Genomic DNA, 26,166 nt, shown 5'->3' on the forward strand with positions numbered 1-26,166 from the left:
ATTAACGCAAGCTGATGGTGGTATTCACTTCACCTTTTTCTTGTGTGTCTTCGAACCAACGACTGGTAATGGTTTTGGTTTGAGTATAGAACTGTACTGCTTGTTTACCATAAGGTCCTAAGTCCCCTAATTTTGAACCTCTTGACCCTGTAAAGCTAAAGAATGGAACCGGCACGGGAATTGGAATATTAATGCCCACTTGACCAATATCAATGGTGCTTTGGAAAGTACGTGCTGTTGCACCACTTTGAGTAAACAATCCTACACCATTCCCAAATGGGTTGGCATTAACCAATTCAATGGCTTGTTCAAGCGTATCGACATGAATAATGGCTAAAACAGGGCCAAAAATTTCTTCAGTATAGATACGCATATCGGTAGTGACTTGGTTGAATATGGTTGCACCAACAAAATTGCCCTTTTCATAGCCATGTACTTGCACGTCTCGACCATCAAGTAAGAGTTGTGCACCTTGTTCAATACCACTATTAATCAAATCTATAACACGAGCTTTTGCACGTGGAGAGATCACAGGACCAATATCTGTTTGCGGTTCATGCCCTGCATTCACTTTGAGTGTTTTGGCTTTTTCAACCAACTCATCCACCCAGTGTTTAGTTTCACCGACCATGACAGCAACTGACAATGCCATGCAACGTTGTCCAGCTGCACCAAAAGCAGCGCCGACTAAAGCATTTAACGTTTGTTCTTTATTGGCATCTGGCATTACCACAACATGGTTTTTTGCTCCCATCATCGATTGCACACGTTTACCATGCTGACCTGCTAAGTTATAGACATGCGTTCCTACTGCTGTTGAACCTACAAATGAAATGGCTTTAATGTCTGGATGCGTACATAAACGATCAACCACTTGTTTGCCACCATGTACTACATTGAGTACACCAGCAGGTACACCAGCTTGTAATGCCAACTCAACTAGCATCATGGTTGATAATGGATCTTGTTCAGACGGTTTAAGAACAAAGGTATTACCGCAAACGATCGCCATTGGAAACATCCATAGTGGAATCATGGCAGGAAAATTAAATGGGGTAATTCCAGCACATACCCCCAATGGCTGTTGCAAGGTATAAGTATCTACACCACGAGCTACACCTTCAGTATATTCACCCATTTGCAAGGTACCAATCGAGCAAGCATGTTCAACTACCTCTAAACCACGTTGAATATCACCTTCTGCATCAGCTAAAGTTTTACCTTGTTCTGCGGTCAAGACACGTGCGATATCTTTCATATTGTCACGAATCAAATCTTGCAGTTTCAGCATAATCCGCATACGAGCTTGAATTGGTGTGAAACGCCAAGTTTTAAATGCTTCTTGTGCAGCAGCAATAGCAGCATCAACTTCGTCTAGAGTTGCCATCGGGACACGACCAAGTACCTCTTGGGTCGCGGGATTTAGAATGTCTTGCCACTCAGTAGTATTTGATTCGGTAAATTTTCCATGAATTAATAATTTAGCCGTCGTCGAATGAATATTTGACATTGTGTTCATAACCTCTCCATAGGCAATATTTTTTGTTGTTACATTCTTAGAAAATAGCCTAAAGCAGTATTTTCATCAGTGCTGTTTCAAATCAAACTAACAAAGAAAATATAGATGACCAATAGAAATTAACGCACAATGAATGTGCAAATATGCACAAGGATGTTATACACAATGAAAGTCGATTGGGATCACCTACAGTTTTTTTTAGTTTTAGCGCGTGCCAAGACTTTAACCAATGCAGCCCGTATTATTGGAGTTGAACACAGTACTGTATCTAGACGAATACAAGCGCTCGAGCTGTCTTTAGGAACGCCGTTGTTTAGACGAGAAGCCACAGGTTATGAACTAACTATGGAGGGCTTAGCGTTAGTTCCTCGTGTTGAGCAAATGGAACAAGCGTTTTTGCAAATTGAAAAGCCCAACTTACCATTACAGGGGCATGTGCGAATTGGCACACCTGAGGGTTTTGGAACAGCATTTTTAGCACAGCTATTGGCACAACTGTCTAAACAATACCCTTTACTTACAATTGATCTTATCCCAGTTCCAAAAATGATTAAGCTGTCGCATCGCGAAGCTGATATTGTGATTTCTATTGACCGTCCTAAGTCAGGACCTTATATCATTACTCGTTTAACCGATTATTGTCTTAAAATTTATGGTAGCAAAAGCTATTTAGAAAGCACTCAAGCGATTAAAAAACTTGAAGATTTAAAAAACCATCAGTTTGTAAACTACATTGATGATCTAATTTATAGTCCTGAACTGTATTGTTTAGAACGTCTACCCTTACAGCTCAATGCAAATTTTAGAAGTAGCAGTATATTGGCCCAACAAGTTGCTGTGAGTGCAGGTGCTGGATTGGCAATTTTGCCGAAGTTTTTGGCAGAAAATAAATCAGAACTTAAACAGGTGTTACAAGATGAAGTTCGTTTTATTCATACTTTTTGGATGTTGACTTTAGTTGATTTACAGCATGAACCACGGATTAAATTGGTCTGGGATTTTTTAAGAACACAAGCTGATAAATATCAAAATTTATTGATGGATTAAGCATTTTGGACGAATTTAACTTTGTTCAAGTTATTCATTTCATAAAATACATACTAGATCTTAAATTTATTATTTTCCAAAAATATTATCTGATAATTTCATATTCATCTTCATCTTCATCTTCATCTTCATTGAGAATAATAAAACTCCTATAGAATTAGAACTTCTATTATTCACCCGAAAAGTCCTTAAAACCATATAAATTTATAGATTTTTTATTTTACTCTCACATCCCTCTAATGCTGAAGATTTCTTGATCATATCCACTATATTTGCAATACAGTAGATGGTATTTAATTGAACATGCGCATTATCATAACTACTCGCATGTTCATAGCCATTAATTATAAATGTTTCAATTGGACTACGACCATCAGCACGCACATCCTGTCCAGACTGATAACAAACCGTTCCATCTCCCTTTGAGGTTGGCTTAATATCTAAATAAAACGTGGCTTTATTGGTTTTAGAAATTTTTGACTTTTCATCTAGCAAGACTTCCCTTATGCCATCTTTTTTATAGGCATTGTCTAATAAATTATGGATTTTCGAACCTTTTATGCTTAATTCAGCATCATCTTCCTGAACACGTGTTACATCGTCTTCTTTTATATCACTTCGATCTTTTATATCTGGGAGTTCAATTAAATTTTTCTTGCCGTATAAGTTCATTAATTCAATTAGTTCATTTTCACTGCTAATATTTAGCTCTTCTTTACAACGCCACACCACTTGACCAAATGCTTTAAACCCTTCGTCAGCACCATAGCTTGCATAAGTATTGGCATGATAAGTATCTTTTATATGATCATGTAATTCTTTAACTATTACAATATTATTTATATAAGCATCAAAAATGCTGGCTAATTTATCCTTCTTCACAGCTTCGGCAACTAAACCAGCTGGGTCAATAAAATCAGGATTGATCATCGCCCACCAACAGTCTTTTCTTTTATAGAGATCATTATAAGGATCATTGCTTTTTGGCAATGTGGCAGTCATTTCACCTGTAGGCGTTTTAGCTTTAATGACCAACCATGCTTGAGAATTTTTGGGAAAATCCTCAACATTGGAATAATTTGAAAAAGGTAATAACTCTAAGCCACCGGGCGCATTTGCCAATGTTGCGGTGAGACGTTCAGAAGTATTCCCAAACATAAATTTGGTTGCCCAAGCTACAGCACTTTTGAAAAGTCCTGTTGAGGCTTTCCAACCATCCCAGCCTACAGTGAGGCGTTGATATACTGCTGGCGCACCACTGGCAGGCATCGCACCATGTATCACACCAGCAATCTTATCTTTAACTTTAGCATTTTGGATCAGGGCGCGAGTCACTAAGCCACCCATAGAGTGGCTAACGATAATAAATTTTTTAAATTTTGCTGTAGGAAATTCTTTTTTAACTTGCGCCATAACTTGATTATTCAGTCGGTCTGCAACATGATCTGCTGACTTCATATTACTTTGTAACCAGTTATAGCCACAGGCAAACACTGGAAAAGCATAATCTGCCAACTCCTCATGCTGTTCTAGACCTAATAATTCAACGGTTTTTTGCGAAGACCAATTTTTAAGTATTTTTTCCGTGTCTGTATTGCCGGGTTGGACAATTTTTTCCCATTCAGCGGTACCATTAAACTTATCCTTCTCTTGATCTTTTAATTTCTTGAAGGGTTGATTTAAATTACTCTCCAAATAAATCAGTAAATTTGCATAACCCATGGTAATCACTGAACCCCAACCGCGTGCCAAAGCCAAGTCTTTGGTCATATGCGGAATTACTTTTTTACTTATTTTTACATCACCATCGTACCCAACCTGAGTTGTTGCTGGGTTCAGGGCAATCTGTCGTTCTCGTGCATCTCGTTTACTGTATTCAATAATTGTAGACAGTGATATTCTGGGATACCAAACCTCTTTATCATCAGCGGTATCTTTAATATTTGACCCCATAATCCCTGGAATAAAAATAATCGGCACGACATATTTGACAGGTGCAGGAATTACACACTCGGAATTAACACTATCTGGTGTGGTATATGAAACATAAGACACACTTCCAGATTCGTAAAGTATTTCATAGGCTTCATGACGATGGACATTATTTGACATTATTATTCTCCGAATTTACGAATGGTTTTTAGAATCGATTCATATAGTTTTAAGGCGTCATATTGTTCTAGGCTACTGCTCTGTGTAAGAGGTGAAGAACGTGCCGTATCTACCTCAAAACTAATCAATGGATCTTGGTTATTATTGGCACTGCCTATATGTTCCCATAAGGCACTAATGCCATTTTTCCCTTTCATTTTTTCTACTGAAATCCATTCTTGTCCCGTTAAATGCGCGGTATTTTTTTCACCTTTACGAATATTGCCTTTATCAATTTGACGCTGGCTTTGCCCGACCTCTTTAAACTTTTTTTCTATCCGTGGAATCATTGGCAAGACATATTCATCATTTGTTTCTGCCTCAAAACGTAACACCACTGTTGGATAGTCCTTAAATCTAAAACCAAGCTTTTGGATACTATAGCGGTACTGTTTGGTTTGATCTTTGATAAAGCCTTGGTAAATACATTGTCCTGCTTCCTTAGGAATCTCATGTTCATTACGATAGCGTAAATTTTTCACTAAATTATGAATCGCTTCATTACTTTCGGCTGTCAACTGTGGTGTATCACTATGCATTCCCTCTATTAAAAATAAAGTATTTTTATCGAGTACAAATCCAAAAACATCATAAGGTAGTATTTTTTATCTGCTAATTTCCCTTTAAAAATCTTAGTCAGTCGACCATCGAATACTTGTTCTTGTGGGTCTTCAAAAATTTTTCGATTACCTTTGGAATAATCATTTCTCCATTTTTGAACTGCTTCATCAAAATCTTGACGTGTTGCTTTAGTTTGAACCTTAATAGTAAAAGAATCATATTTATCATAACGTTCTAATGGATTAGCCTCAGCAGGAATATCCACCACATAACGCCCAATACAATAAGTTTTAGTTTTTTCTAAATTGATCATATTATTTCCAGTATTTTTTATTGCTGATTGTGCAAATGTACAACTTGTCGTGATCATGCAAGCGGTGAGTAATAAAGAAGAAAATAGTTTATTCATCAACATATCCTAATAATGAAATAACGGCTTTTGTCATAGCCAGTGAGGTTATTTTCTCGGTTCTACCTTCAGTATCTGTAACACCCTCAATGATTTTTCCATCTTCTGTTTTTATTTTATATTTCATATTCGATATGGCTTTATCCGCTTTATTACGCAATACAAAGTGTTCACCATAATCCATTTGAAGTTTTGGCATCGCGGCTAAATCAGAGCTTATCGTAGCGCCTGACATGGTTTTAATTTGCCCTGCTTTTAAAGAAAGCAACCCAGGGCAAACGATATCGATATTGCCATCTTCAATTTTGATAAAACCACCACTAGATGAGATCATTATGCCTTTACCACTTTCGACTTTAACAAAATCGTTAACTGCATAAACGTGCATCAGTTCTTGTGAGGCGATTTTCATGGTGCTTGCTTGCGACTCAATTTCGACTGGACCTTGTCCAGCTTTGATCTTGATACCGGCTGCTTTGGCGAAGAGTGAAATTTTGTCTAAAACATTGGCTAGAAAACCACGCCCTGAAAAAACTTGAATATTTCGTTCTGAGCTTATATCAATATTTTGCTTGGCTTGAGCAATAATTCCTTTATCTGCATCAAAAATAAGTGAATCCTTGGCATCGATTGCAATGAAAGGGGTTGAATCTGATTCATTCCAATTTGGAAGATCTGTTTTTACGGCTTCTTGTAATTCAAGTTCAGGCTCAATGGTTTGGTGGTCTTTAGCTGCATCTTGAATAGCCTTATTAGTTCCTAAGAATTTTTCGATATTCTGTTGAAGCTTACTACGCTCAAGTTGGTTTCCTGAGGCATGACCTGCGATTTCAGTTGTAATCAATATCCCTTTAGGCGCACGTATTGCCCCCCAATCATCCGTCCTTAACTCAAACCCTTCACCACGACCTTCACTTACTGAGGTTTCTTTAGGATGACTTAAATTTCCCAAATTCAATTGGCTCGCACCATGACTCGACTGTAACTGCGTACTGATTTGCGCGGTAGTATCATCAAATCTAAGCTGGCCAAAGCCTTCACCTGCCACTTCTTTTGATCGGATACCACTCAGCTTTTTGGTCTCAGGCAGTTTACCTTTATTATCAAACATGGTTGGACTTCGATGTCCTTCATGAATTCGTCCTGTAACAAATGGACGATCAAGATTACCATCAAAAAAATCAACCGCGACAATCTCATCTTTACGAGGCAAGAATCTTACACCGTAGCCTGCACCAGCCCAAGATGTAAGCACATCCACCCATGCTGAATCAGTATCTGTATCATTCGATCCTGCACCACCATCATGGGTATGATCTTCAGTTCGCGTAAATAGGAAGCGAACTTTAATCCTTCCCCATTCATCAACATAAATTTCTTCGCCATCACTGACCACTTTAGCGCGTTGTACATGGGCAATCGGGCGATGCTGCAACGGATCGTATTTTGGAACAAGCTCAATATTACGACGAACTAAAGTGAGTAAATTGGCTTGACGCTCTTGTTCACTATCTTTACTACTTTGCCAATGACTCAAAATTAAGAGTTTTTCAATTTGGTTTTGAATATCTTTGGGAAAATTATTTTGATTATAAAAATGTTTACTAATTATTAAGAACTCCTTATCACTGCCACTATGATTTTTCTCTAGTTCTGGATGATCCGCCAACTGAAACCAATAGCCAACCTGGGTATCTCGGACACTACTATGTGCTGTAAAGTATTTTGCTTGCAAAGCTTGATGCAGATTAAGTTGATTATTCAGTTTATCAAGTTGGCTATTTCCAGACATTGTCGCTTGGTCTTCGCCCTTAAGATCACGAATCCATGCAGGAGATATACTCCAAGCTTGTTCTAGGCTTAAGCTTTCATTATCACGTTGAGCACTATGCTTATGTGAACTGAGGACTGAACCGCTAGCATCTTGCTGAGTTAAACTGTCCGCTTGCCAACGTTGTACATGGATCGCTGTCGATTGTAATTGTCTATTTGCGATAAAGCTGGTGATACTGTCGGACTGTTCCGTTGCATTTGAACGATGATAACGAATAGTCCTACGTTCACTGGCTTTAAATTGAAAATTACTATCGACCAAGCGTAACTTTTGAGGTTCAACGTTTTGGCTACTGTTAGAAACCAAATAATTTGATTCATCAACCAGCCAATTAATTGATTCCTCACGCATTAATCGAGTTAAATAGGAGTAATCACTTTCATTTGATTACATTGAAAATGGACGTACATCATAATCTTTGGTTAAACCACTTGTATCCAGTTTTAAGCTTGAAGCAAATAAACTACTCTTAAGCTGCCATTCCTTGAAAATTATTTCACAAATTTCTACAACGCTTTTATCCATAAACACACGGCTATTCAGTCTTTTATGCCATAGACTGGTAGCATCTTGCATGGTTAGACGATAAAGACTCAAAGCGCCATCTGACTGTCCTTGGCTAGCGCCCGTAATGATGCCAGTGGTTCTGAATAAATTGCCTGAATCTATAACTTGATCCACTGCCACTTGACAACCAATGAATTGTTTTAATTCTATGAATGGGTTTGATGACAGGCAAATGAGTTCTGCTGATAAGCCATCGTTGACACCATGATAGCCATCAATACGCTGCAACATGATGTGGGAATTGAGTTGAAAATTTAAAAGCTGGACATGAATTGAACGGTTTTCAGTTCCCAAGCCAAACTTATCTAAGCGTGTAAAAATATTGTTCAACATTTATTATTATGCCCCTTTACTAATAAGAAAAACTTAACATAAATTTTAGTATGTCTCAAACTTACTGGATTGTTGTCGTTTTAGAACGAAGTATTTATATGGCAATTTAATTTGAATTATTAATTTATTTTTAAAATAAAAACCCAAGACGAATCTTGGGTTTTAGCTTTTGTTGTAAAAAATTTTTAACTTGCTAAGCCAACAGCTTTTGCTCGTGCTTTATGTAACTTCTTATAGCTGTCAATAAGTCTTAAATGACGATCAAGCCCTTCAAGCTTCATACTTGTTTCAGTCAAGCCATAAAAACGCATACTACCATCTAAAGAGCCAATGACTGCATCCATTCTTTCATCACCAAACATACGACGGAAATTGACTTCATAATCATCTAAATCCATGTCGTCATCTAGTTCAACTTCAAGCATCACATTCATACACTGATAGAACAGACCACGTTCTACGGTATTGGTGTTGTATTGAAGGAACTGTTCAACTAAATCTTTTGCCTCTTCAAACTGTTGTAACGCAAGATAAATCAACAATTTTAATTCAAGGATCGTCAATTGTCCCCATACAGTATTATCATCAAACTCAATACCAATTAATGTTACGATATCGGTGTAATCATCCACTTCAACTTCTTCAAGACGCTCAACTAAAGCTTCAAGCTGATCATCTTCCAAACGATGAATATTTAAGATATCTTCACGGAATAACAATGCTTTGTTGGTGTTGTCCCAAATTAAGTCTTCAACCAAATAAATCTCAGAATAATCAGGAACGATGATTCGACAAGCTGTCGCGTCTAAATGCTCATAGACAGCCATATAAACTTCTTTACCCATTTCTTCAAGAATGTTGAGCATCGTTTTAGCTTCTTCAGCATTGGCATTTTCACCTGCATGGCTAAAATCCCATTCGACAAAGTCATGATCTGATTTTGCACTAAAGAAACGCCAAGACACAACACCACTGGAATCGATAAAATGCTCAACAAAATTGTTTGGTTCTGTCACAGCATTATTGCTAAAGGTCGGTTTTGGTAAATCATTTAAACCTTCAAAACTACGGCCTTGTAACAACTCGGTCAAACTGCGTTCTAAAGCAACTTCAAGCTTAGGGTGTGCGCCAAATGATGCAAATACACCACCTGTACGTGGGTTCATCAGCGTAACGCACATCACAGGAAACTCACCACCCAATGATGCATCTTTAACCAATACTGGGAAGCCCTGTTCTTCTAAGCCTTTAATGCCTTCAACGATACGGGGGTATTTTGCTAAAACTTCCTCAGGCACATCTGGAAGTGCAATTTCTCCCTCTAAAATCTCACGTTTAACCGCACGTTCAAAAATTTCAGATAAACACTGTACTTGAGCTTCAGCTAAAGTATTTCCTGCACTCATACCATTACTTAGGTATAAATTTTCAATCAAATTTGATGGAAAATATACAATTTCTTGATCAGATTGTCGTACAAAAGGTAATGAACAAATACCACGCTCAGTATTGCCTGAGTTGGTATCATATAAATGTGTACCTAACAATTCATTGTCTGGGTTATATACCTCTAATGTATATTCATCCAATATTTGTTTAGGTAGTTCTCCATTTGGTCCAGGTTTAAACCATCTTTCATCTGGATAATGTACAAATTCAGCATTAGCAATTTCTTCACCCCAAAACTGGTCGTTATAGAAGAAATTACAGTTTAAACGCTCAATAAATTCTCCCAATGCAGAAGCCAAAGCGCTTTCTTTGGTCGAGCCTTTACCATTGGTAAAACACATTGGAGATTGAGCATCACGAATATGTAATGACCACACATTTGGGACAATATTTCGCCATGATGCAATTTCAATTTTCATTCCCAATCCTGCCAAAATCTCAGACATATTGGCAATGGTTTCCTCTAAAGGCAGATCTTTACCTTCAATAAAAGTTAAGCTTTCTTGTGCCAAGTTAGGCATGAGCAACGCTTGTGCATCTGCATCAATACTCTCAACTTCTTCGATAACAAACTCAGGACCAGTTTGGATGACTTTTTTAACGGTACAACGGTCAATCGAACGTAAAATACCTTGACGATCTTTATCTGAAATATCTGCAGGAAGTTCAACCTGAATTTTAAAAATTTGTTTATAACGATTTTCAGGATCTACAATATTGTTTTGAGATAGCCGAATATTATCGGTCGGGATATCACGAGCTGCACAATACACTTTCACAAAGTAAGCGGCACACAAAGCAGATGAGGCAAGGAAATAATCGAAAGGACCCGGCGCAGAACCATCACCTTTATAGCGAATGGGTTGATCAGCAATTACTGTAAAGTCATCGAACTTGGCTTCTTGTCGAAGATTATCGAGATAATTGACTTTGATTTCCATGTGGGCACCTAAATATTCTTACGTGTAAACATAAACACATAAAATTTAAATATTGAAAAATAAGCCGAATCACGGAGAAGAAATTGACTTAAAAACGAACCAACCCCAACTGAGGTCAGTAATAATGGTTGCTATTATAGAATTATTTTACAGAATTGATAACTTTAGAATGGAAAGATTGAAAATACTTTAAGTAAAAGCCATTCCTAAGAATGGCTTTGTTGATTAAAATTTTTTTATGGCTACCCTTATAGCACTGGAATGATCGAAGGAAGCATGTCATGAATGGTCTTACCATTACAGGTATCGCCAATCGCAGACATTTTCCATGCGCCATTGTGGCGATAGACTTTAGCGATAATCAAGGCAGTATAATTGCCTTTTGCTGAAAGGTTGTATTTTGCGATTTCAGTATTGGTATTCGAGTCAACTAAACGACAAAAAGCATTTTCAACTTTTTCAAAAGTTTGACCACGGAAACTACTGATTGTAAAAACCAGTGCTTTAACTTGAGGAGGGATTTTAGTTAGATCAACATGGATCACTTCATCATCGCCATCACCAGCACCCGTACGGTTATCACCTGAATGCCAAATACTGCCATCCTTACTTTTTAATTGTCCAAACCATACTGCATCGAGCGGTTGGTTGTTTTCATCAAAAATAATGACAGATGCATCAAGGTCGATTGAATCACCACCGCCGCCCCCAAAAAGACCACCTAAAAATCCGCCACTCTTAGCCACATCCCAACCTGCACCAAGATAAATTTTGGTCAAAGATGAGCCATCACCTTTTTCTAAAGAGATTTTTTGACCTTTTACTAAACTAATACTCATGTGTTTCCCTCATAGATTTAATTGTTTCTATTTAAATTTAAAGCTGAAGATAACCAGGTGAGGTAGCTCTTGCGATTTCGGGAACAAATAATGACTTTGCCATTGCCCCTAAACTTAAGCACCATACCTTCACCACTGGTAAAACTGTTTAAAAGATTTCCAACAATTCCGCGGTTTTGTGAACTCGGCATACCAATGTTGTAACTTAAAGATGAATCCCATGCCACAACATGACCATTATCAATGGTGGTTTCGCCGTTCTGAGTGCTTACATCGACTTCCATCAAAGTACCACAACCAGAAATACACAATTGACCTTGTCCTGATGATTCCATCACCACAAAGCCCCCTGTATCACCAAAGAATCCACCACCTAAATTTGCTTGAATCTTGGCTTTGACATTGACATGTTCTGTTGCTGCAACAAAAGCACCATCAGATAAAGTGTATTGCTGAGGACCTATGTTAAGAATTTGCATATCACCATCTATGTTTGGAGAAAGTAAACACTGTCCATGACCCAATGATGCTTTGATTTCTTGCTGAAACAGCGATTCACCTGTAGTAAATCTACGCATAAATGACTGAAATAAACCGCCGCGTAAGTTCCCAGCTAATTCTAGATTCTGCTCAATCATGACCATTGCATCAGATTCACAAAATATTTTTTCTCCCTGTACCAAATCAACCAACAGAAATGGTTCTGGACTGCCTACAAGTTCAAATTTAGCCATCGATTGCCCTCTCTTTATCGAATAATGTTTTTATTTTTCGCTTCTTTTAACCACAGTGGAAATTCTTGAAGCAGTGCATCATACAGTTGTGCTTCAGGCATACTTTGAATATTACTCATTTCAAAAAAATTGCAATTATCCACCACTCGCCCTTCCATCGTATCGAGTTGTTCCAACACACCGTAGTTACGACCGCCAATACCCACGAATTGCCAAAAAATAGGGAAACTAGATGCGCTTTTAAGGATATTTTTAATCTTTTTACTTTCATTGACCCCACCATCTGAAACAAATACCACGTAAACAGGTAAATGAGATGGATTTTCTTGGGTAAAATATTTAATCACAGCTTCAAGTACAACAGGTTCATTATTATAACGTGCACCAGCTTTCCACTTTGGATGACCGCCTTGATCTGTATTGACAAAATTTTGTAAGTTGTTCAAGGTTACATCACTTAAACGCAATGATTTTTCTGCAAAAGCCCAACATTCAAAACTACCATCATCATCAAAATTGACTGCCAAAGGCATAATTCGATCGAGGACTTTTTGAACATCACCTTTAATATATTGTTGGTGCATTGAACCTGAATAATCAAGGACTAAAGCTACTCGGGCTTTTACATCAAGCAAATTATTTTTTTCTAAGCTGATTAAAGACTTTTTCGTAATATCCACTAAATGTGGAGCGGCGTCTTGAATTTTATCTAGTACCACTTTCTTTTTTAGATCAATTGTAACCGCTGCATTACTGATCGATGGGTTTGCTGTTGGGGGTGCAACTGTAACACTTTCTTCAACCTCTCCCCCAAAGTGTTCAACCAAAGCCTGTAAGCCACCATTAAAACCTTGACCAATTGCAGCGATACGCCAAGTATCACTTTTAAAGTAAATCTCAGTCAGCATCACAGCTTTTTCTTGGCTAAAATTAGAACCATTTAAACGATAAGTCGCAAGAATCTGTTCGTCTTGATTACATAACTCGACCTGAATCGATTGTATATTGTGGATTTGAGACTGCTCATTGGCTAAGGTTGCACAGATCACAAAACGTGGCGTTCGTGTTGTATCTATCTTTTTTAAATCAAAGGTAAAACTATGGATGTTGCCACGAAGCAGATATTGAACTTCGCCTTTCGGTGTTTGTGGTTGATTATAGAAGGTCATATAATCATCATGGAAAAGTTTATCGTTTGGCGCAATACCAAAGCTAGAAATATCGATTTCAAAAGGTGCTTGAACCTGTACACGTACTTTAAACTGTGTATTAGTCTGCAACAATTGGTGCAGAGCCAGTTTTTGTCCAGTGATGAATTGCATTGTTGTTCTCTATTTAGTACTTGAAAATAATTTTTACTGTGTTCATAAATAAACCAATTTAAACCGAATCACTTTCAAGTACTAAAAGATAAATCTTTTAGTACTGATTTTAAAAATTAAACTGCAACACCATAACTTGCAGCCAAAGCGCCTAAGCCACCGTTAAAGCCTTGGCCAACTGCTTTGAATTTCCACTCGCCACTATGACGGTATAACTCACCAAAAATCATGGCAACTTCTGTACTGCCGTCTTCAGACAAGTCAAAACGTGCAAGTTCTTCAGCATTGTTATCCTGATTAATTACACGGATATATGCTTTATCTACCATACCGAAGTTTTGACCATTCTGTTGGCCTTCATGAATGGTTACAGCAAATACAATTTTAGCCACATCTGCTGGAACTTTAGATAAATCAACTGAAATTGTTTCGTCATCACCATCACCGTCACCTGTACGGTTATCACCGTTATGGTTCACAGAACCACAAGGAGAAGTTTTTTGGTTAAAGAAGATGAAGTCGCCATCTAAACGGACTTTGCCATTTTCACCAGTTAGAAAAGCAACAGCATCCAAATCAAAAGCTTTACCATCTGTAACACGAGGATTCCAGCCTAAACCTAAGTCTACTTTATTCATTGTAGGCGCTGTTTTAGACAGGTTGATGTTACCGCCTTTTGATAAATTAATAGCCATTTTTAATTTCCTTTTTCAGTTGTTTCAAGAGATTGTTTTTTACTATATGAAATTGATGAAATTACTGCCCAAACAATAAATGCGACACCAATCAAACCAGTCACGACTTCAGGTACATGTAAGCCAGTCCCACTTGCAAGCATGATGAATGCAAGTGCACCAATCGCATAATGCGCGCCATGTTCTAAATAAACATAAGCATCGAGCGTACCTTTTTCTACAAGATAAACGGTCATAGAACGCACGAAGATCGCACCTATAGCAAGGCCAAGCATAATAATTACCACATCACTGGTAATTGCAAAAGCGCCGATTACACCATCGAAACTAAAAGACGCATCAAGTACTTCAAGATACAAGAAGCCACCGATACCGCCTTTAATGATTGTGCCCGTTACAGGTGCACCATTATTTGAAGTCGTTTGTTCTGATGCTTCTTCCTCATCATCATGTGAACCGCCTTCAAGTAAGTGTCCAATCACCTGAACACCAACATAAACCACAATTCCCCAAATCCCTGCCATCGTTACAACCAGACGAGAAGTTTCAGGTACAAAATTAGCCATAACCAATAATGCACATAATGAAATAAACACTGAAATCGCTTGAATATTGCCTAGATCAGCGAGTTTTGACTCCAACCAATGGAACCAATGCTCATCTTTTTCATCATCAAATAAAAAGTTAAGAAAAACTAAGAGCAAGAACATACCACCGAACGCTGCAATTTCAGCATGGTGTGCCATGAGCTTTTCAGAGTAGGTTTTTGGATCGTTCAGCGCAAGTTTTGCAACCTCTATCATGCCCATGTCTGCAGTGACGCCAACAATGAGTAATGGAAAGATTAAACGCATACCAAATACAGCGATAACAATACCGACTGTTAAAAATAAGGTTCGCCAGAAATGATTCCAGTGTTTGAGTACCGAAGCATTTACTACAGCATTATCAAACGATAAAGAAACTTCCATCACTGCAAGAATGGCAGTAATTGCCAATGCCTTGAACATGGTCATTAGGCCGGCTTGGGGACCATGTGTAAAACCCCAATACGCAGAAATTGCTAGACAAATGATGGTAAAAAGAATCGAAAAGCGAAAATGTTTCATCCATTGAACTCTTATATTAGATGCTTATACCGAACTGTTGGCACATTGCGCTTAAACCGCCAGCATAACCTTGTCCTACAGCTCTAAACTTCCATTCACCATTGTGGCGATATAATTCACCAAAAATCATGGCAGTTTCTGTTGAATAATCTTCATTCAAATCGAAACGAACAATTTCAGTATTGCTTTGATCATTGACCACACGAATAAACGCATTTTGAACTTGACCAAAATTTTGACCACGACTTTCACCTTCATGAATGGTGACTGTAATTGCAATCTTTTGAACATCTGCAGGTACTTGTGCCAGATTAATGCGGACTGCTTCATCATCACCATCGCCCGCACCGGTACGGTTATCACCTGTATGTTCAACAGAACCTTCAGGTGAACGTGTTTGGTTATAGAAAATGAAATCGTGTTCACCACGAACTTTACCGTTTTCACTTAATAAAAATGCTGAAGCATCTAAGTCAAAATCTGTTCCGTCAGTTGCACGCGCATCCCAACCTAAGCCGACCAAAACTTGGTTTAAACTTGGGTCAGTTTTGCTTAAAGATAAGTTGCCACCTTTGTTTAATGAAATTGCCATTTATATTTCCTCTACTTTATTGCAGTGTGCATTCATTGTTTAAATACATGCAGTCAATTAATTTTTAGAACCATGTGTCCATCGGAACCCAAAACCATAATGTTCATCTAAATATTTTTGATCTTTAAAATAACGAACTTCTCGGTTGGCTTGTATAGTGCCATTGTTATTCTTTAATTCTACAATAGAACATGTTGTCAATTGATTACCATCCGTCAAATGAACTTCAATTTCAGGTTGGTCTGGGATCTTAATGGTGACAACACCATCCGTTGCTGCCCATTGTGCAGCACCCTGATAAATATAAGCATAAATCACAATGCGTTCAATTTGATCCCATTGATTCCCATTAATATGAAGATTTTCACCTTGTACAGATGAACCTGTACGATCATCACCATCAAGCTGAATAAACGGTTTGATTTCAAAACGCCCAAAACGATTACCCAGCGGTTGTACTAAATCAATTTCACCATTTTTAAGTTGCACCATCGCACCAAGGTCTAGATCTATTGCACTTGATCCCGATAGTTTCTGAAAAAATGATTGGGATTTAGGCTGGCTTTTATTCCAGTTTAAATTGACTGATATTTTTCCAAAACCATTACCTTTCTTGGTTAAGTTGATGGTTGAATTGTTTTTATCCAGTCGGATTTTAGATAAATTAATATTTGAGTTTGTAGGTGTAGGTGTAGGTGGAGGTGTAGGTGTAGGTGTAGGTGTAGTATTTTTCACTTCATCAGCAATCACAACACCAAAGTTTTCAGCCAATGGTTTTAATCCACCATTAAATCCTTGACCGACAAAGCGAAACTTCCATTGGCTGTTATGAAAATAAATCTCTGCAAGGATTAAAGCTTTTTCAGTTCTATTTTGGGTATCTAAATGTGCGGTCGCAATATGCTGTTGCCCTGCATAAAGCTCAATATCAATCGGAATAATATTGCCAATGGTATTTGGTTCATTAATCGTGACACAAATAGCGATTTTTTGAATTTGTGCATCTAGACGTGCAGTATTGATTTTTAATTTGGTGAGATTTGGGTTCTTAGATGATGATTCTAGCAAAACCACACTTTGATTGGAGGTTTGACGTTGCCCATAAAAAATCATGTCCTGATCACCACGCACTTTAAGCGTGCCTTGGGCCAGTAAATATGCTGTAACATCTAATTCAATGTCAGATGAAAACCCTGTTTTTATACAAATTTCAATATCCTGAGCAGGTATTTGAATATTTCCACCAGCAACCAGCTGCATAAACCCTCCACTTTATAGGTATATTATCGCTTTTTGATAAAATGAATTTAAAATCATGCGTTATTGAAATAAAGTTTTTAAATTAACTTTCTTTATAAAAAACAAATAAAAAATAGATATGTTATGTTTTACCATAAAAATTCCGAATCTCAAGTGTTTCAGTGTTTTTTTCTTTGTGTTTCATTACTTTTACAAAATATTAAAATTAAATATTGTATCACTGTGGGGAATTGTTATATTTTCCAGCGCATCAGATAGTCGCTTTAAAATCTTCGTTATTCTTTATAAAAATTTGAGATTAAATTACCCGTGCTACAGCAATATAAAATTTGGATCGCCGAGTGTTATTCCTGTCAAAATGATATGATTCAATTACTGAAAAGTTCTAGTATATCAAAACAACTGACTATATTTTGTTCTCACAGCCGTAACCGTCCCGAACTTGCATTGAGTGCTGATGTTTATCTACAGCAACCTGCTATTTCAAAGAGTGCTGAATGGTTATTAGAACAATGTATTGAACATAATATCCAACTGCTCTTTTGTGGTAAACACAGTCAACATATTGAACCGTATAGAACCCAATTTGAACAATATGGTATTCAGTTGATTACTGGTACACTCAGCTCAGAACAACATGAGTTGATGAACAATAAATACCAATTTACCTTACATTGTGAAGCGCAAAATTTATCTGTCATTCCTGCATTATTAGCCAATTCCACAGAAACACTGAAAGCATCCATTGAAACATTACAGCAGCAACATAGTGAAATCTGTGCTAAGCCTGTTTATGGGGTTTATGGTGCGGGTTTTGTGCGGTTACAGAATCATGTATCGTACTTTAAAAACTTTAGTTCACCGACCAAATGTAATACTCAGCAATTTATAGAGGCATATAGTCAACAGGAAGAGCCAGTTGAATATCTGATTATGCCTTATTTAGCCGGGCAAGAATGTTCAGTTGATATTGCTTGTAGTCAAGGAAAGATCATTACTCAAGTAACCAGAATAAAACATGTTTATTTTCAAGAGTGTTTTTTGCAACATCCTTGTCATCAAATTTGTATAGATTTAGTCGATTATTTTCAATGTGATGGACTAATTAATATCCAATTTAAACAAGATGAAAGCTTGCAATGGCATATTCTTGAGATCAATCCACGCCCTGCTGGTGGTTTTGCCTATACACAACATACGGGAGTCAATTTGATTGCTGAATTGATTGCTGAAAAATTAAATTTGAATTTAGTTCGAGCAGCACACCAATCGCCTGTAAAAGCTTTACCGATTGCCCATAGTATAAAATTGGATTTGTAATTAGATGAAGCATATAGATTTAAGTCGTGGGCGAATCACTGTTCAAGTTAACCAACAACATAGCCACTGGGCTTTAGATGATTTATTAGATTTTGCAGAAAGAATTAATCCTAAAAGAGCATTTTTATTTGTTTCCAAAGTATTGGGGAAACATATCCCTGTCCCACCTTCTGTTATGCAGCGTAGCTATAGCGATTTGGCCAGTTTAGTGCCTACAGATTTGGCTGGTCCAATCTGTGTCATTGGTATGGCCGAAACAGCAGTCGGTTTGGGCGCTGGAATTTATCGTGAATTAAAAAAACAACATGGCAAAAATGCGATTTTCTTAACTACAACACGACACCCTGTATCGACTTTACCCACATTGGGGCTTTTTCTAGAAGAACATAGCCATGCTCAGGATCAGTTTATTTTAAGCAGTCATGATTTAGCCAAACATCAGCAAGTGATTGATTCAAAGACTTTGATTTTAGTTGATGATGAAATTTCGACTGGAAAAACCTTCAAAAACCTGATCAATAGTTTAACAAATTCTGGTTTGCAGCAAGTTGAACGCGTGATCTTGGTCACATTGGTTAACTGGGCTGAGCAGAGTCTTGCAACGGATGAGCTTGATATCCCTGTGGAAGTGGTTTCATTATTGCAAGGAAATTGGCAGTGGCAAGCGAATCAACACAATATTCAGATTAATATGCCCAATGTCAGCTCCACTGAGCAACAGGCACAGAAAATTATTGCACCAAATGATTGGGGACGTGAGCCAGGTTATTTAGAATGTACAGCATGGGAAGATATTCACATAAATCATCCCGGCGAAAAAATACTCGTACTTGGTTCAGGTGAATTTAGTTGGATTCCTTTTCTTATTGCTGAACAGTTAGAACAACAAGGGGCGGAAACTTATTTCAGTTCAACAACACGTTCACCGATCATGCAAGGACATGCGATAAAAAGTATTTGCCAGTTTCATGATAATTATGGGCTCAATATCCAAAACTTTGCTTATAACGTTAAACATCAAGAGTTTGACCGGGTGCTTTTGGTGATTGAAACACATCAAGATAGTGTAGACCCAAGCTTGTTTGAACAAATCAAAAATTTGGAAGTGATCAGTTATGAACCCTAAACCTTTGGTCTTTGTCGACTTGGATGACACTTTATTTCAAACTTATCGAAAACAGCAACCGACACCACAACATCAAATAGTGACTACAGATATTTCAGGACAACCGCTTTCATATATGAGTCCAAAACAGCAGTCTTTTTTGAATTGGTTGCTTGAATCTGCTGAGGTTGTGCCTGTAACTGCTCGCTCAGTTGAAGGATTTAAACGTGTACAAATCCCCTTTAAATATGGTGCGATTTGTTCCCACGGGGGCACAATTCTAGATCAGAATTTAGCTGTAAATACAGACTGGTTTGATCTTCAAAAACAACATGAAATTCAACTCAATGGCATACTGACTGACTTGCCAGATGCTTTGCATGACTACGCCAAAGATTTGGGTGAAGTCAGAACTTGGACTTTGATTGAAAATGAACTGAGTATTTATTCTGTTGCAAAGCAAAAACAAACTGGTGCCTTATTTTTAGATCAGCTTGTTGAAAAATTACCTAAAACGCTACTGGAACAGTGCTATATCCATATCAATGGCAATAATCTGGCGATTATTCCACATCATGTCAGCAAACAAAGCGCCGTTGAGTTTTATATTCAAAAACATGATCCGCAACGAGAACGTATTATTTTAGGTTGGGGCGATAGTCTATCAGATGCTGGATTCCTCAGCTGTTGCGACTGGTTTGGAATGCCGAAAAGTAGTCAGTTGGATAAGTTTCTCAATATACATTTAAGCCATGATTTTGACACTAAAGGATATTTAGGTCATGTCTAATTCATTGATCACACTACTCAATCCAACATTGAGCGAGCTTGGCTTTCACGGTTCATACCGTCCCGAAGATGTCACTTTTTTGATGCAGATTGATAATATTCAACCCACTGCCGTTGAAGAAAAAGAATATCTGATCCAGTCAGGAAAAATGCACTATTCACAAATGATCAGTGCTGAACATCCGCCAACAGATGAACAAATGCAACATTATCAACATGCCTTTGAGCAAGGTGCACAACGTCTTGCCGAAGAAGTTCAAAAAATTGGTAACAGTTTGGTGCAACGCTTTCCCAATCAAGAGATTGTTTTGGTAAGTTTGGTTCGAGCTGGTGTACCTTTAGGTGTTTTACTGAAGCATTATCTTGAAAAATACCAGTCTTGCTATCACTATGGTATTAGTATAATTCGTGATCGAGGCGTCGACTTTGCTGCATTGCAAGCAATTATTGAACAACATGGTGCTCAAAATATCGTTTTTGTAGATGGCTGGACAGGTAAAGGTGCGATATGCAAAGAACTCACAAAAAATTTACAAGAGATTCCTGAGCTCTTTGATCAAAATTGGCAGATCCCACGTTTAGTTACCCTTTCTGATTTGGGGGGGTATTCTTGGTTAAGTGCAAGTACAGATGATTGGTTGATTCCGTTTGGGATATTGGGTTCTGTAATCTCTGGATTGACTTCTCGGACGATTTTAAAAGAAAGCATAGAACAGCAAGATGCTCGAAATAATTGCTATCAGACACAAAAATGGCACAGTTGTTTGATCTATGATCAGCTAAAACCTTACGACCTTTCAGTAATTTTTGTCGAAAAAATACGCGAGTTGATTGAACAAAATCCCACAGATATGCAGGTAAGCTGGAACGATCAGATTCGTTTAGCGCAACAGCAACAATGTGCAACAACGATTGACTGGATTGCAACAGAGTATGCGATTCAAAATATTAACCATATAAAACCTAGTATTGCTGAAGCAACCCGTGCAGTTTTAAGACGAGTACCTGAACGAATCTTATTGAAAGATGAATCTAACCCTCATGTACAATTATTATTGCACTTTGCACGTGAACGAAATATTCCGGTTGATATTTTGGGAACAAAATTAGGCCCTTATCACGCAGCAACATTGATAAAAAAAGTAGAGAAGAAAAAATGAAACCACTTTTACACGCTATTGAACTTGGCGCAACCATGTATATTCCTGCAACACATGAACAATTGTGGGAAGTTACCCAAGGACTTAAATTTCCTCAGATTAAATCAATTGCGGTATGTCTTGAAGACGCTGTACTTGAATCAGATGTTCAAACAGCAATGGTGAATTTAAAACTTTTATTGCAAAGACGGCTGGATGAACCGAGTTTAAAAGCCCCTGCCATTTTTATCCGCCCAAGAAATATGGAAATGGCAAAACACATTGTCGACTGGGATCTAAATCAAACATTTAATGGCATGATTTTGCCTAAGTTTAATGTGTTTAATCTAAAGAATTGGATGAATGTATTACCAGCTAATTTACAATATATGCCAACGCTTGAAACTAAAGAAATCTTTGATGTGGCACACAATATTGAGCTTTACCAAGCGCTTAAATATGACTTTCATAAAACTTTATGTTTAAGAATTGGTGGTAATGATCTGTTGTCTTGTCTAAATCTGCGTAGACCCAAAAATACCACGATTTATCAAACTCCAGTAGGCATTCTAATTTCACAATTGGCAGGATTATTTATTCCAAATGGTTTTCAGTTGAGTTCACCTGTCTGCGAACATTTTGAAAATACACAGTTATTGATGCAAGAACTTGCACAAGACATGAATAATGGAATTTATACCAAAACTGCAATTCATCCTGCGCAAATTGCTCATATTCATCATGCCTTACAAGTTCAACCTGAAGATTTCCATGAGGCTCAATTAATCTTGGCCCACGACGCTAAAAGTGTATTTAAAAGTCACGGTTCAATGATCGAACCTGCCACCCATAAAAATTGGGCTGAAATGATTTTACTCAGATATAAAACTTTTGGTTTGGTCAAATCCTCATGTTCAACACATGACAAAATATTGGTGGTATAGGCCTTATTTAGAGGTTGAAGCATCACATTATGCTTCAACCATTTGTACCACAGCTAAACGACCGCCATCTTGTTTAGAAAATAAAATTTGAACACCATCTTTTAACTCAATTTTACCACCAATCGGGATCTGTATTTTATTGGCAACATCGGTAAGATCAGGCATATCTTCATTGACCAACCACCACACATCATGATGTAAAACAAAATACCCTTTCCGCTTGGTCTGTTCTGCGGTCAATCGTTCATTCGGTGCAATCATATTATTGGTATGCCATGCGTAAATAGATTGACCTGTCCATACCATTAAACGATGATTATCGGGTCTAAAATTACCTTGCTGCCGTGCTGAGTACAGATTGAGAATAGGTAATTTACCTTTAAACGGCGTATGGCAAAATGGACACTCAGGTTTAGTTGAATTATCAAAGACATACCACTTTTGACCACAACGGTGATTATGACAAGGCTGAATCAAATCCACTGTTTTGACCAAAGCTGTTTCCCAATCATTGGCTGAAGGACGCTTGGTCGGATCATGTAAACCTTCGACAAAGCTTTTGATAAAGAGCTCAGACAAATACGGTCCAGTCACTGTAAAAGGTACTTTTGCAGGATCACCCCATGGTTGCTGGCTCACTTTAAGTTGAGTTGGTTTCACCTGATTACTATGATCTGTTGGGTGTTCAATAAACAGCGCTTTTTCACCCATCCCCAGTGTTTCATCCTTTTGCGGATCGTTCATATCATGAATTTTTCCACCACGTAACGGATGTCGATACAATAAATACATATAAATCAATACTGCCAAAGCGTGTTTATCAGTCGCAATACTGGGTAAATAACGATCAGGATTGTCTTTGGATAAATGACTAGTGCGTACCACTTCTGGCGCAATAAAATCAGGAGTACCGACAACGTCCGGTGGGTATTTTCCAGGTACTACCAAACCATCAACGTCGATAACGCTGGCACTCCCAGAAACAGGATCGACCAAAATATTTTTATAAGATAAATCTGAATGGGCCAAACCCGCAGCATGCATACGGCGTACTGCGCGGGAAATTAGAATTCCTATTTTAAGGTAATTTAGCCAAGTACCTTTTTCTTTGTCGTCGAGAAATCTGTTTTGGTTGTTTGCACTTGCAAACCATTTCCCTTCTTTTTCTTTGCCTTTAATTTGCAGAAAATCATTATTTTTTGAACCATATTCAAAGAAAAATTGTTTTCTATAGGTTGGGGCGGTAATCCCAAGCAAATTATTATATTCAACTAAACCATCTGGCCAGCAGAAAATATTCTTCCAATAATCCCCACCAATCCCATTAAAGATACTTTGCCACTTATTGCCTACAATTTCTTTTAAACGATCTTTTTGCTGCTCAAAGGTGGCTTTAGATTCATAAAACTTATTCTTTTCTTTACTGAAAAAGCACACCACATAACTACGATCAGGTGAAAAATATACATCTTTCATTGCACCTGAACCGATAATTTCATCTACAAATTCTATTTCACGTCCATCAACGGTGGTACATTTAATAATTTTTGCTGACATATTTGCCACCTTACATTATATTCTTCAAATACTTAGATATTATTTATACAGATGTTGTTGAATGCTTATTCCATAATACGGCCATAGTACGATCATCATGATGGCCAGCTGTAAAGAAATGCATCCACTCCAACAATGCAGTGTCGGCTGCTTCATTCTGTAGCAACGGATCTAGTTCACGGTATAAACTTTGCCATTTATCAAAATTGGATAAACCAGAATCTGTTTCAAATTTTGGATCTGAAATACCGTCAGTCATCAACATAATGGCATTGGTATCTTTAAAACAGCCTATTTTTAAACGGTTTGGAAATTCTGTAGCAATACTCAGATCTAGAAACTTAGTCTGTCCTGCATATTCACCACCATCTGGAACATTCATCAGGCGCACGTTGTTATCGCTATATACTGCGATTGCACCGTCTCCCACTGAGAATGCACTGATAAAGGTTTTATCAGCTAATTTACATACGACCGCAACCAGCAATGTGGTTGAAAAATCTTTAGTATTTGCCTCAATCTGTTCTGCTTGTAATCGGATTTGGTTAATAATTGATTTGTATATTTCATAATATACATGATGAAACTGCTCATTTAACTTCTTGGCAACTTCAACAGTTTCAGCATCTTGACTGCCCACTTGCCACTTTTCTAAATCAGAAATCAGGCTTTCAACCGTTTGTGGGTTTAAATAGTTTTTCAAGTTATTTTCAACAATCTCAACCGCAATTCGAGAACCTTCTCTTGAGTATTGCGCACTGCCTGCACCATCTGCCACAGTCAAAACCGACCAAGGTGTATTCTCGATTAAGGTAATTGAGAAATCATCATCTCTAAATAAGCCTGCGTGTTCATGTGAACGGCCTCGACGACTTGCAGCGATAATTTTATAGTCCACCGCATCAATCAAAGCTTGATCCAAATGTGGCTTGCTAAATTTTTGCCCACACTCAGGTTCAATGACTTTCCATAAACTGCGTGGGTCTGCAATGACATTCAACCGACACTGGGCGGAGCGTGTTTCTCCATCAGCAATAAACTGAAAAGAAAATTCGATTGAATCTGCTAGTTGTGGCTCACCATGAATACGTTGTGTGGCTTCATCGAAATAAAAGCTGGTATCTGGAAATTTAAAGCTTTCAGGTTTGAATATTAATTGATTGACATCATGTTGAGAAATCACTGAAATTCGAGATTGATAGTGTTGTCCAACTCGGGCATTTTCAACCTGAAATTTAATGTCTTCATATTTACTTCGTCTAAACACAGATTCGATCTCTAATCTATTCTTCTCAGTTTCAGAAGAAATTATTTCAGGGGTTGAGCTTATATTTTTAGCATCAATCGTCAACTTATTTTCTAAATTAGGTTCAGTTGTAAAGGCTGACATTTTCTCGGCTTGATCTACAACAATTTGCTGTTCAACATGTAAGATCGGCGCGAGTTCCAATGTTGTGTGAAGATCTAAAGTGATATTTTGCGTATCAGAAATTGCTCCAACTGAGTTGATGTTTTCTGATGATGTATCGAGTTGATCTACATTGACTAAAGGAACAACATAACTTTGTTGAATACTTTCATCAAGGTTGACTTGTTCATCCACTCTAGCATGTTGATTGGTTCCAGTTTGCTGATTAAGACAGGCTTGCTCTTGAACATTATTTTGTACAGTGACTTGGGGTTTATCCGAGCTTATAGTTTTATGCTGGGACTCTGTAGCTGATGCATTATCCAATGAATCAGCTTCATTGATTTTGTTCAAACACGGCGAAGCTATCTTAACTTTTTCCAATTCGTTGATGAGTTTTGAAAGTTGTTTGAGATTTTGCGGATCACTTAATAGAAATTGAGAAAATGTTTCACTGAAATCAGCGGAATTATGTTCCAAAATCTGCTTTAATTTGCATACATCACTATCCATTTTACCCTCTACCCATTTTTCTATTCTAT

At 37.6% G+C, this 26,166-nt stretch carries 18 protein-coding genes and 2 pseudogenes; 6 read left to right on the forward strand and 14 right to left on the reverse strand.

Annotated elements, in window-relative coordinates; translation table 11 throughout:
- Position 1 precedes the first annotated feature (1 nt).
- Positions 2–1,519 (reverse strand): CoA-acylating methylmalonate-semialdehyde dehydrogenase, encoded by a 1,518-nt coding sequence (locus tag ACG9ZL_RS07905; RefSeq protein WP_419327211.1) that lies wholly within the window; start codon positions 1,517–1,519, stop codon positions 2–4.
- 165 nt (positions 1,520–1,684) lie between these two features.
- Here ACG9ZL_RS07905 and ACG9ZL_RS07910 point away from each other — a divergent pair, with 165 nt between their 5' ends.
- A complete protein-coding gene (locus tag ACG9ZL_RS07910; protein ID WP_336951087.1) occupies positions 1,685–2,566 on the forward strand; it encodes a LysR family transcriptional regulator in 882 nt (293 codons plus the stop codon).
- Positions 2,567–2,770: 204 nt separating this feature from the next.
- Here the strand turns inward: ACG9ZL_RS07910 and ACG9ZL_RS07915 are convergent, their stop codons facing one another.
- From ACG9ZL_RS07915 to ACG9ZL_RS07965, 11 genes and pseudogenes are all read right to left on the reverse strand, one after another.
- Positions 2,771–4,678 carry a Tle4 family T6SS lipase effector gene (locus ACG9ZL_RS07915; protein ID WP_419359684.1) on the reverse strand — a complete coding sequence of 636 codons (1,908 nt, stop codon included), beginning with the start codon at positions 4,676–4,678 and terminating at the stop codon, positions 2,771–2,773.
- Between the two features lie 2 nt (positions 4,679–4,680).
- A pseudogene (locus tag ACG9ZL_RS07920) lies at positions 4,681–5,687 on the reverse strand (T6SS immunity protein Tli4 family protein).
- A pseudogene (locus ACG9ZL_RS07925) lies at positions 5,680–8,421 on the reverse strand (type VI secretion system Vgr family protein). Before ACG9ZL_RS07925 ends, ACG9ZL_RS07920 begins: the two co-directional pseudogenes overlap by 8 nt.
- A gap of 185 nt (positions 8,422–8,606) precedes the next feature.
- Complete coding sequence (locus tag ACG9ZL_RS07930) at positions 8,607–10,811, reverse strand: OsmC domain/YcaO domain-containing protein (RefSeq protein ID WP_419359685.1); 2,205 nt, start codon at positions 10,809–10,811, stop codon at positions 8,607–8,609.
- A 248-nt stretch (positions 10,812–11,059) separates the two neighbouring features.
- Positions 11,060–11,650: a TerD family protein gene (locus ACG9ZL_RS07935; protein WP_004720371.1), complete on the reverse strand. Its 591-nt coding sequence runs from the start codon at positions 11,648–11,650 to the stop codon at positions 11,060–11,062.
- 17 nt (positions 11,651–11,667) lie between these two features.
- Positions 11,668–12,384, reverse strand: a complete 717-nt coding sequence (locus ACG9ZL_RS07940; RefSeq protein WP_336951080.1) for a TIGR00266 family protein — start codon at positions 12,382–12,384, stop codon at positions 11,668–11,670.
- A gap of 14 nt (positions 12,385–12,398) precedes the next feature.
- Positions 12,399–13,706: a VWA domain-containing protein gene (locus ACG9ZL_RS07945; protein WP_336951079.1), complete on the reverse strand. Its 1,308-nt coding sequence runs from the start codon at positions 13,704–13,706 to the stop codon at positions 12,399–12,401.
- 116 nt (positions 13,707–13,822) lie between these two features.
- Positions 13,823–14,401: a TerD family protein gene (locus ACG9ZL_RS07950; protein WP_336951078.1), complete on the reverse strand. Its 579-nt coding sequence runs from the start codon at positions 14,399–14,401 to the stop codon at positions 13,823–13,825.
- A 2-nt stretch (positions 14,402–14,403) separates the two neighbouring features.
- A complete protein-coding gene (locus ACG9ZL_RS07955; RefSeq protein WP_336951077.1) occupies positions 14,404–15,510 on the reverse strand; it encodes a DUF475 domain-containing protein in 1,107 nt (368 codons plus the stop codon).
- A 16-nt stretch (positions 15,511–15,526) separates the two neighbouring features.
- The gene (locus ACG9ZL_RS07960) at positions 15,527–16,102 is read right to left on the reverse strand and encodes a TerD family protein (RefSeq protein ID WP_004720366.1); all 576 of its coding nucleotides are present in this window, start codon (positions 16,100–16,102) and stop codon (positions 15,527–15,529) included.
- A 57-nt stretch (positions 16,103–16,159) separates the two neighbouring features.
- On the reverse strand, positions 16,160–17,362 hold the full coding sequence (locus ACG9ZL_RS07965; RefSeq protein WP_419359686.1) for a TerD family protein: 1,203 nt from the start codon (positions 17,360–17,362) through the stop codon (positions 16,160–16,162).
- A 363-nt stretch (positions 17,363–17,725) separates the two neighbouring features.
- Between ACG9ZL_RS07965 and ACG9ZL_RS07970 the strand changes: the two genes are divergently transcribed.
- Genes ACG9ZL_RS07970 through ACG9ZL_RS07990 form a run of 5 tightly spaced genes read left to right on the forward strand, consistent with a single transcriptional unit; the run spans position 17,726 to position 22,659 of the window.
- Entirely contained in the window at positions 17,726–18,682 is a 957-nt protein-coding gene (locus ACG9ZL_RS07970; protein WP_419359687.1) for an ATP-grasp domain-containing protein, read from the forward strand.
- 4 nt (positions 18,683–18,686) lie between these two features.
- Entirely contained in the window at positions 18,687–19,808 is a 1,122-nt protein-coding gene (locus tag ACG9ZL_RS07975) for a phosphoribosyltransferase domain-containing protein (protein ID WP_419327219.1), read from the forward strand.
- The gene (locus tag ACG9ZL_RS07980) at positions 19,798–20,577 is read left to right on the forward strand and encodes an HAD family hydrolase (protein ID WP_419359688.1); all 780 of its coding nucleotides are present in this window, start codon (positions 19,798–19,800) and stop codon (positions 20,575–20,577) included. The genes ACG9ZL_RS07975 and ACG9ZL_RS07980 overlap by 11 nt, the downstream gene beginning before the upstream one ends.
- Positions 20,570–21,736: a cysteine protease StiP family protein gene (locus ACG9ZL_RS07985; RefSeq protein WP_419359689.1), complete on the forward strand. Its 1,167-nt coding sequence runs from the start codon at positions 20,570–20,572 to the stop codon at positions 21,734–21,736. The genes ACG9ZL_RS07980 and ACG9ZL_RS07985 overlap by 8 nt, the downstream gene beginning before the upstream one ends.
- A complete protein-coding gene (locus ACG9ZL_RS07990; protein WP_336951071.1) occupies positions 21,733–22,659 on the forward strand; it encodes an HpcH/HpaI aldolase/citrate lyase family protein in 927 nt (308 codons plus the stop codon). Before ACG9ZL_RS07985 ends, ACG9ZL_RS07990 begins: the two co-directional genes overlap by 4 nt.
- A 27-nt stretch (positions 22,660–22,686) precedes the next feature.
- Here ACG9ZL_RS07990 and ACG9ZL_RS07995 read toward each other — a convergent pair whose 3' ends face one another.
- Together ACG9ZL_RS07995 and ACG9ZL_RS08000 are read right to left on the reverse strand one after the other, a co-directional pair.
- Positions 22,687–24,216: a helix-hairpin-helix domain-containing protein gene (locus tag ACG9ZL_RS07995; protein ID WP_419359690.1), complete on the reverse strand. Its 1,530-nt coding sequence runs from the start codon at positions 24,214–24,216 to the stop codon at positions 22,687–22,689.
- Positions 24,217–24,259: 43 nt separating this feature from the next.
- Positions 24,260–26,137: a protein phosphatase 2C domain-containing protein gene (locus ACG9ZL_RS08000; protein ID WP_419359691.1), complete on the reverse strand. Its 1,878-nt coding sequence runs from the start codon at positions 26,135–26,137 to the stop codon at positions 24,260–24,262.
- Between the last annotated feature and the right edge of the window lie 29 nt (positions 26,138–26,166).

Origin of the sequence: Acinetobacter legionensis (assembly GCF_048551735.1) — a bacterium.
Taxonomy (GTDB): domain Bacteria; phylum Pseudomonadota; class Gammaproteobacteria; order Pseudomonadales; family Moraxellaceae; genus Acinetobacter.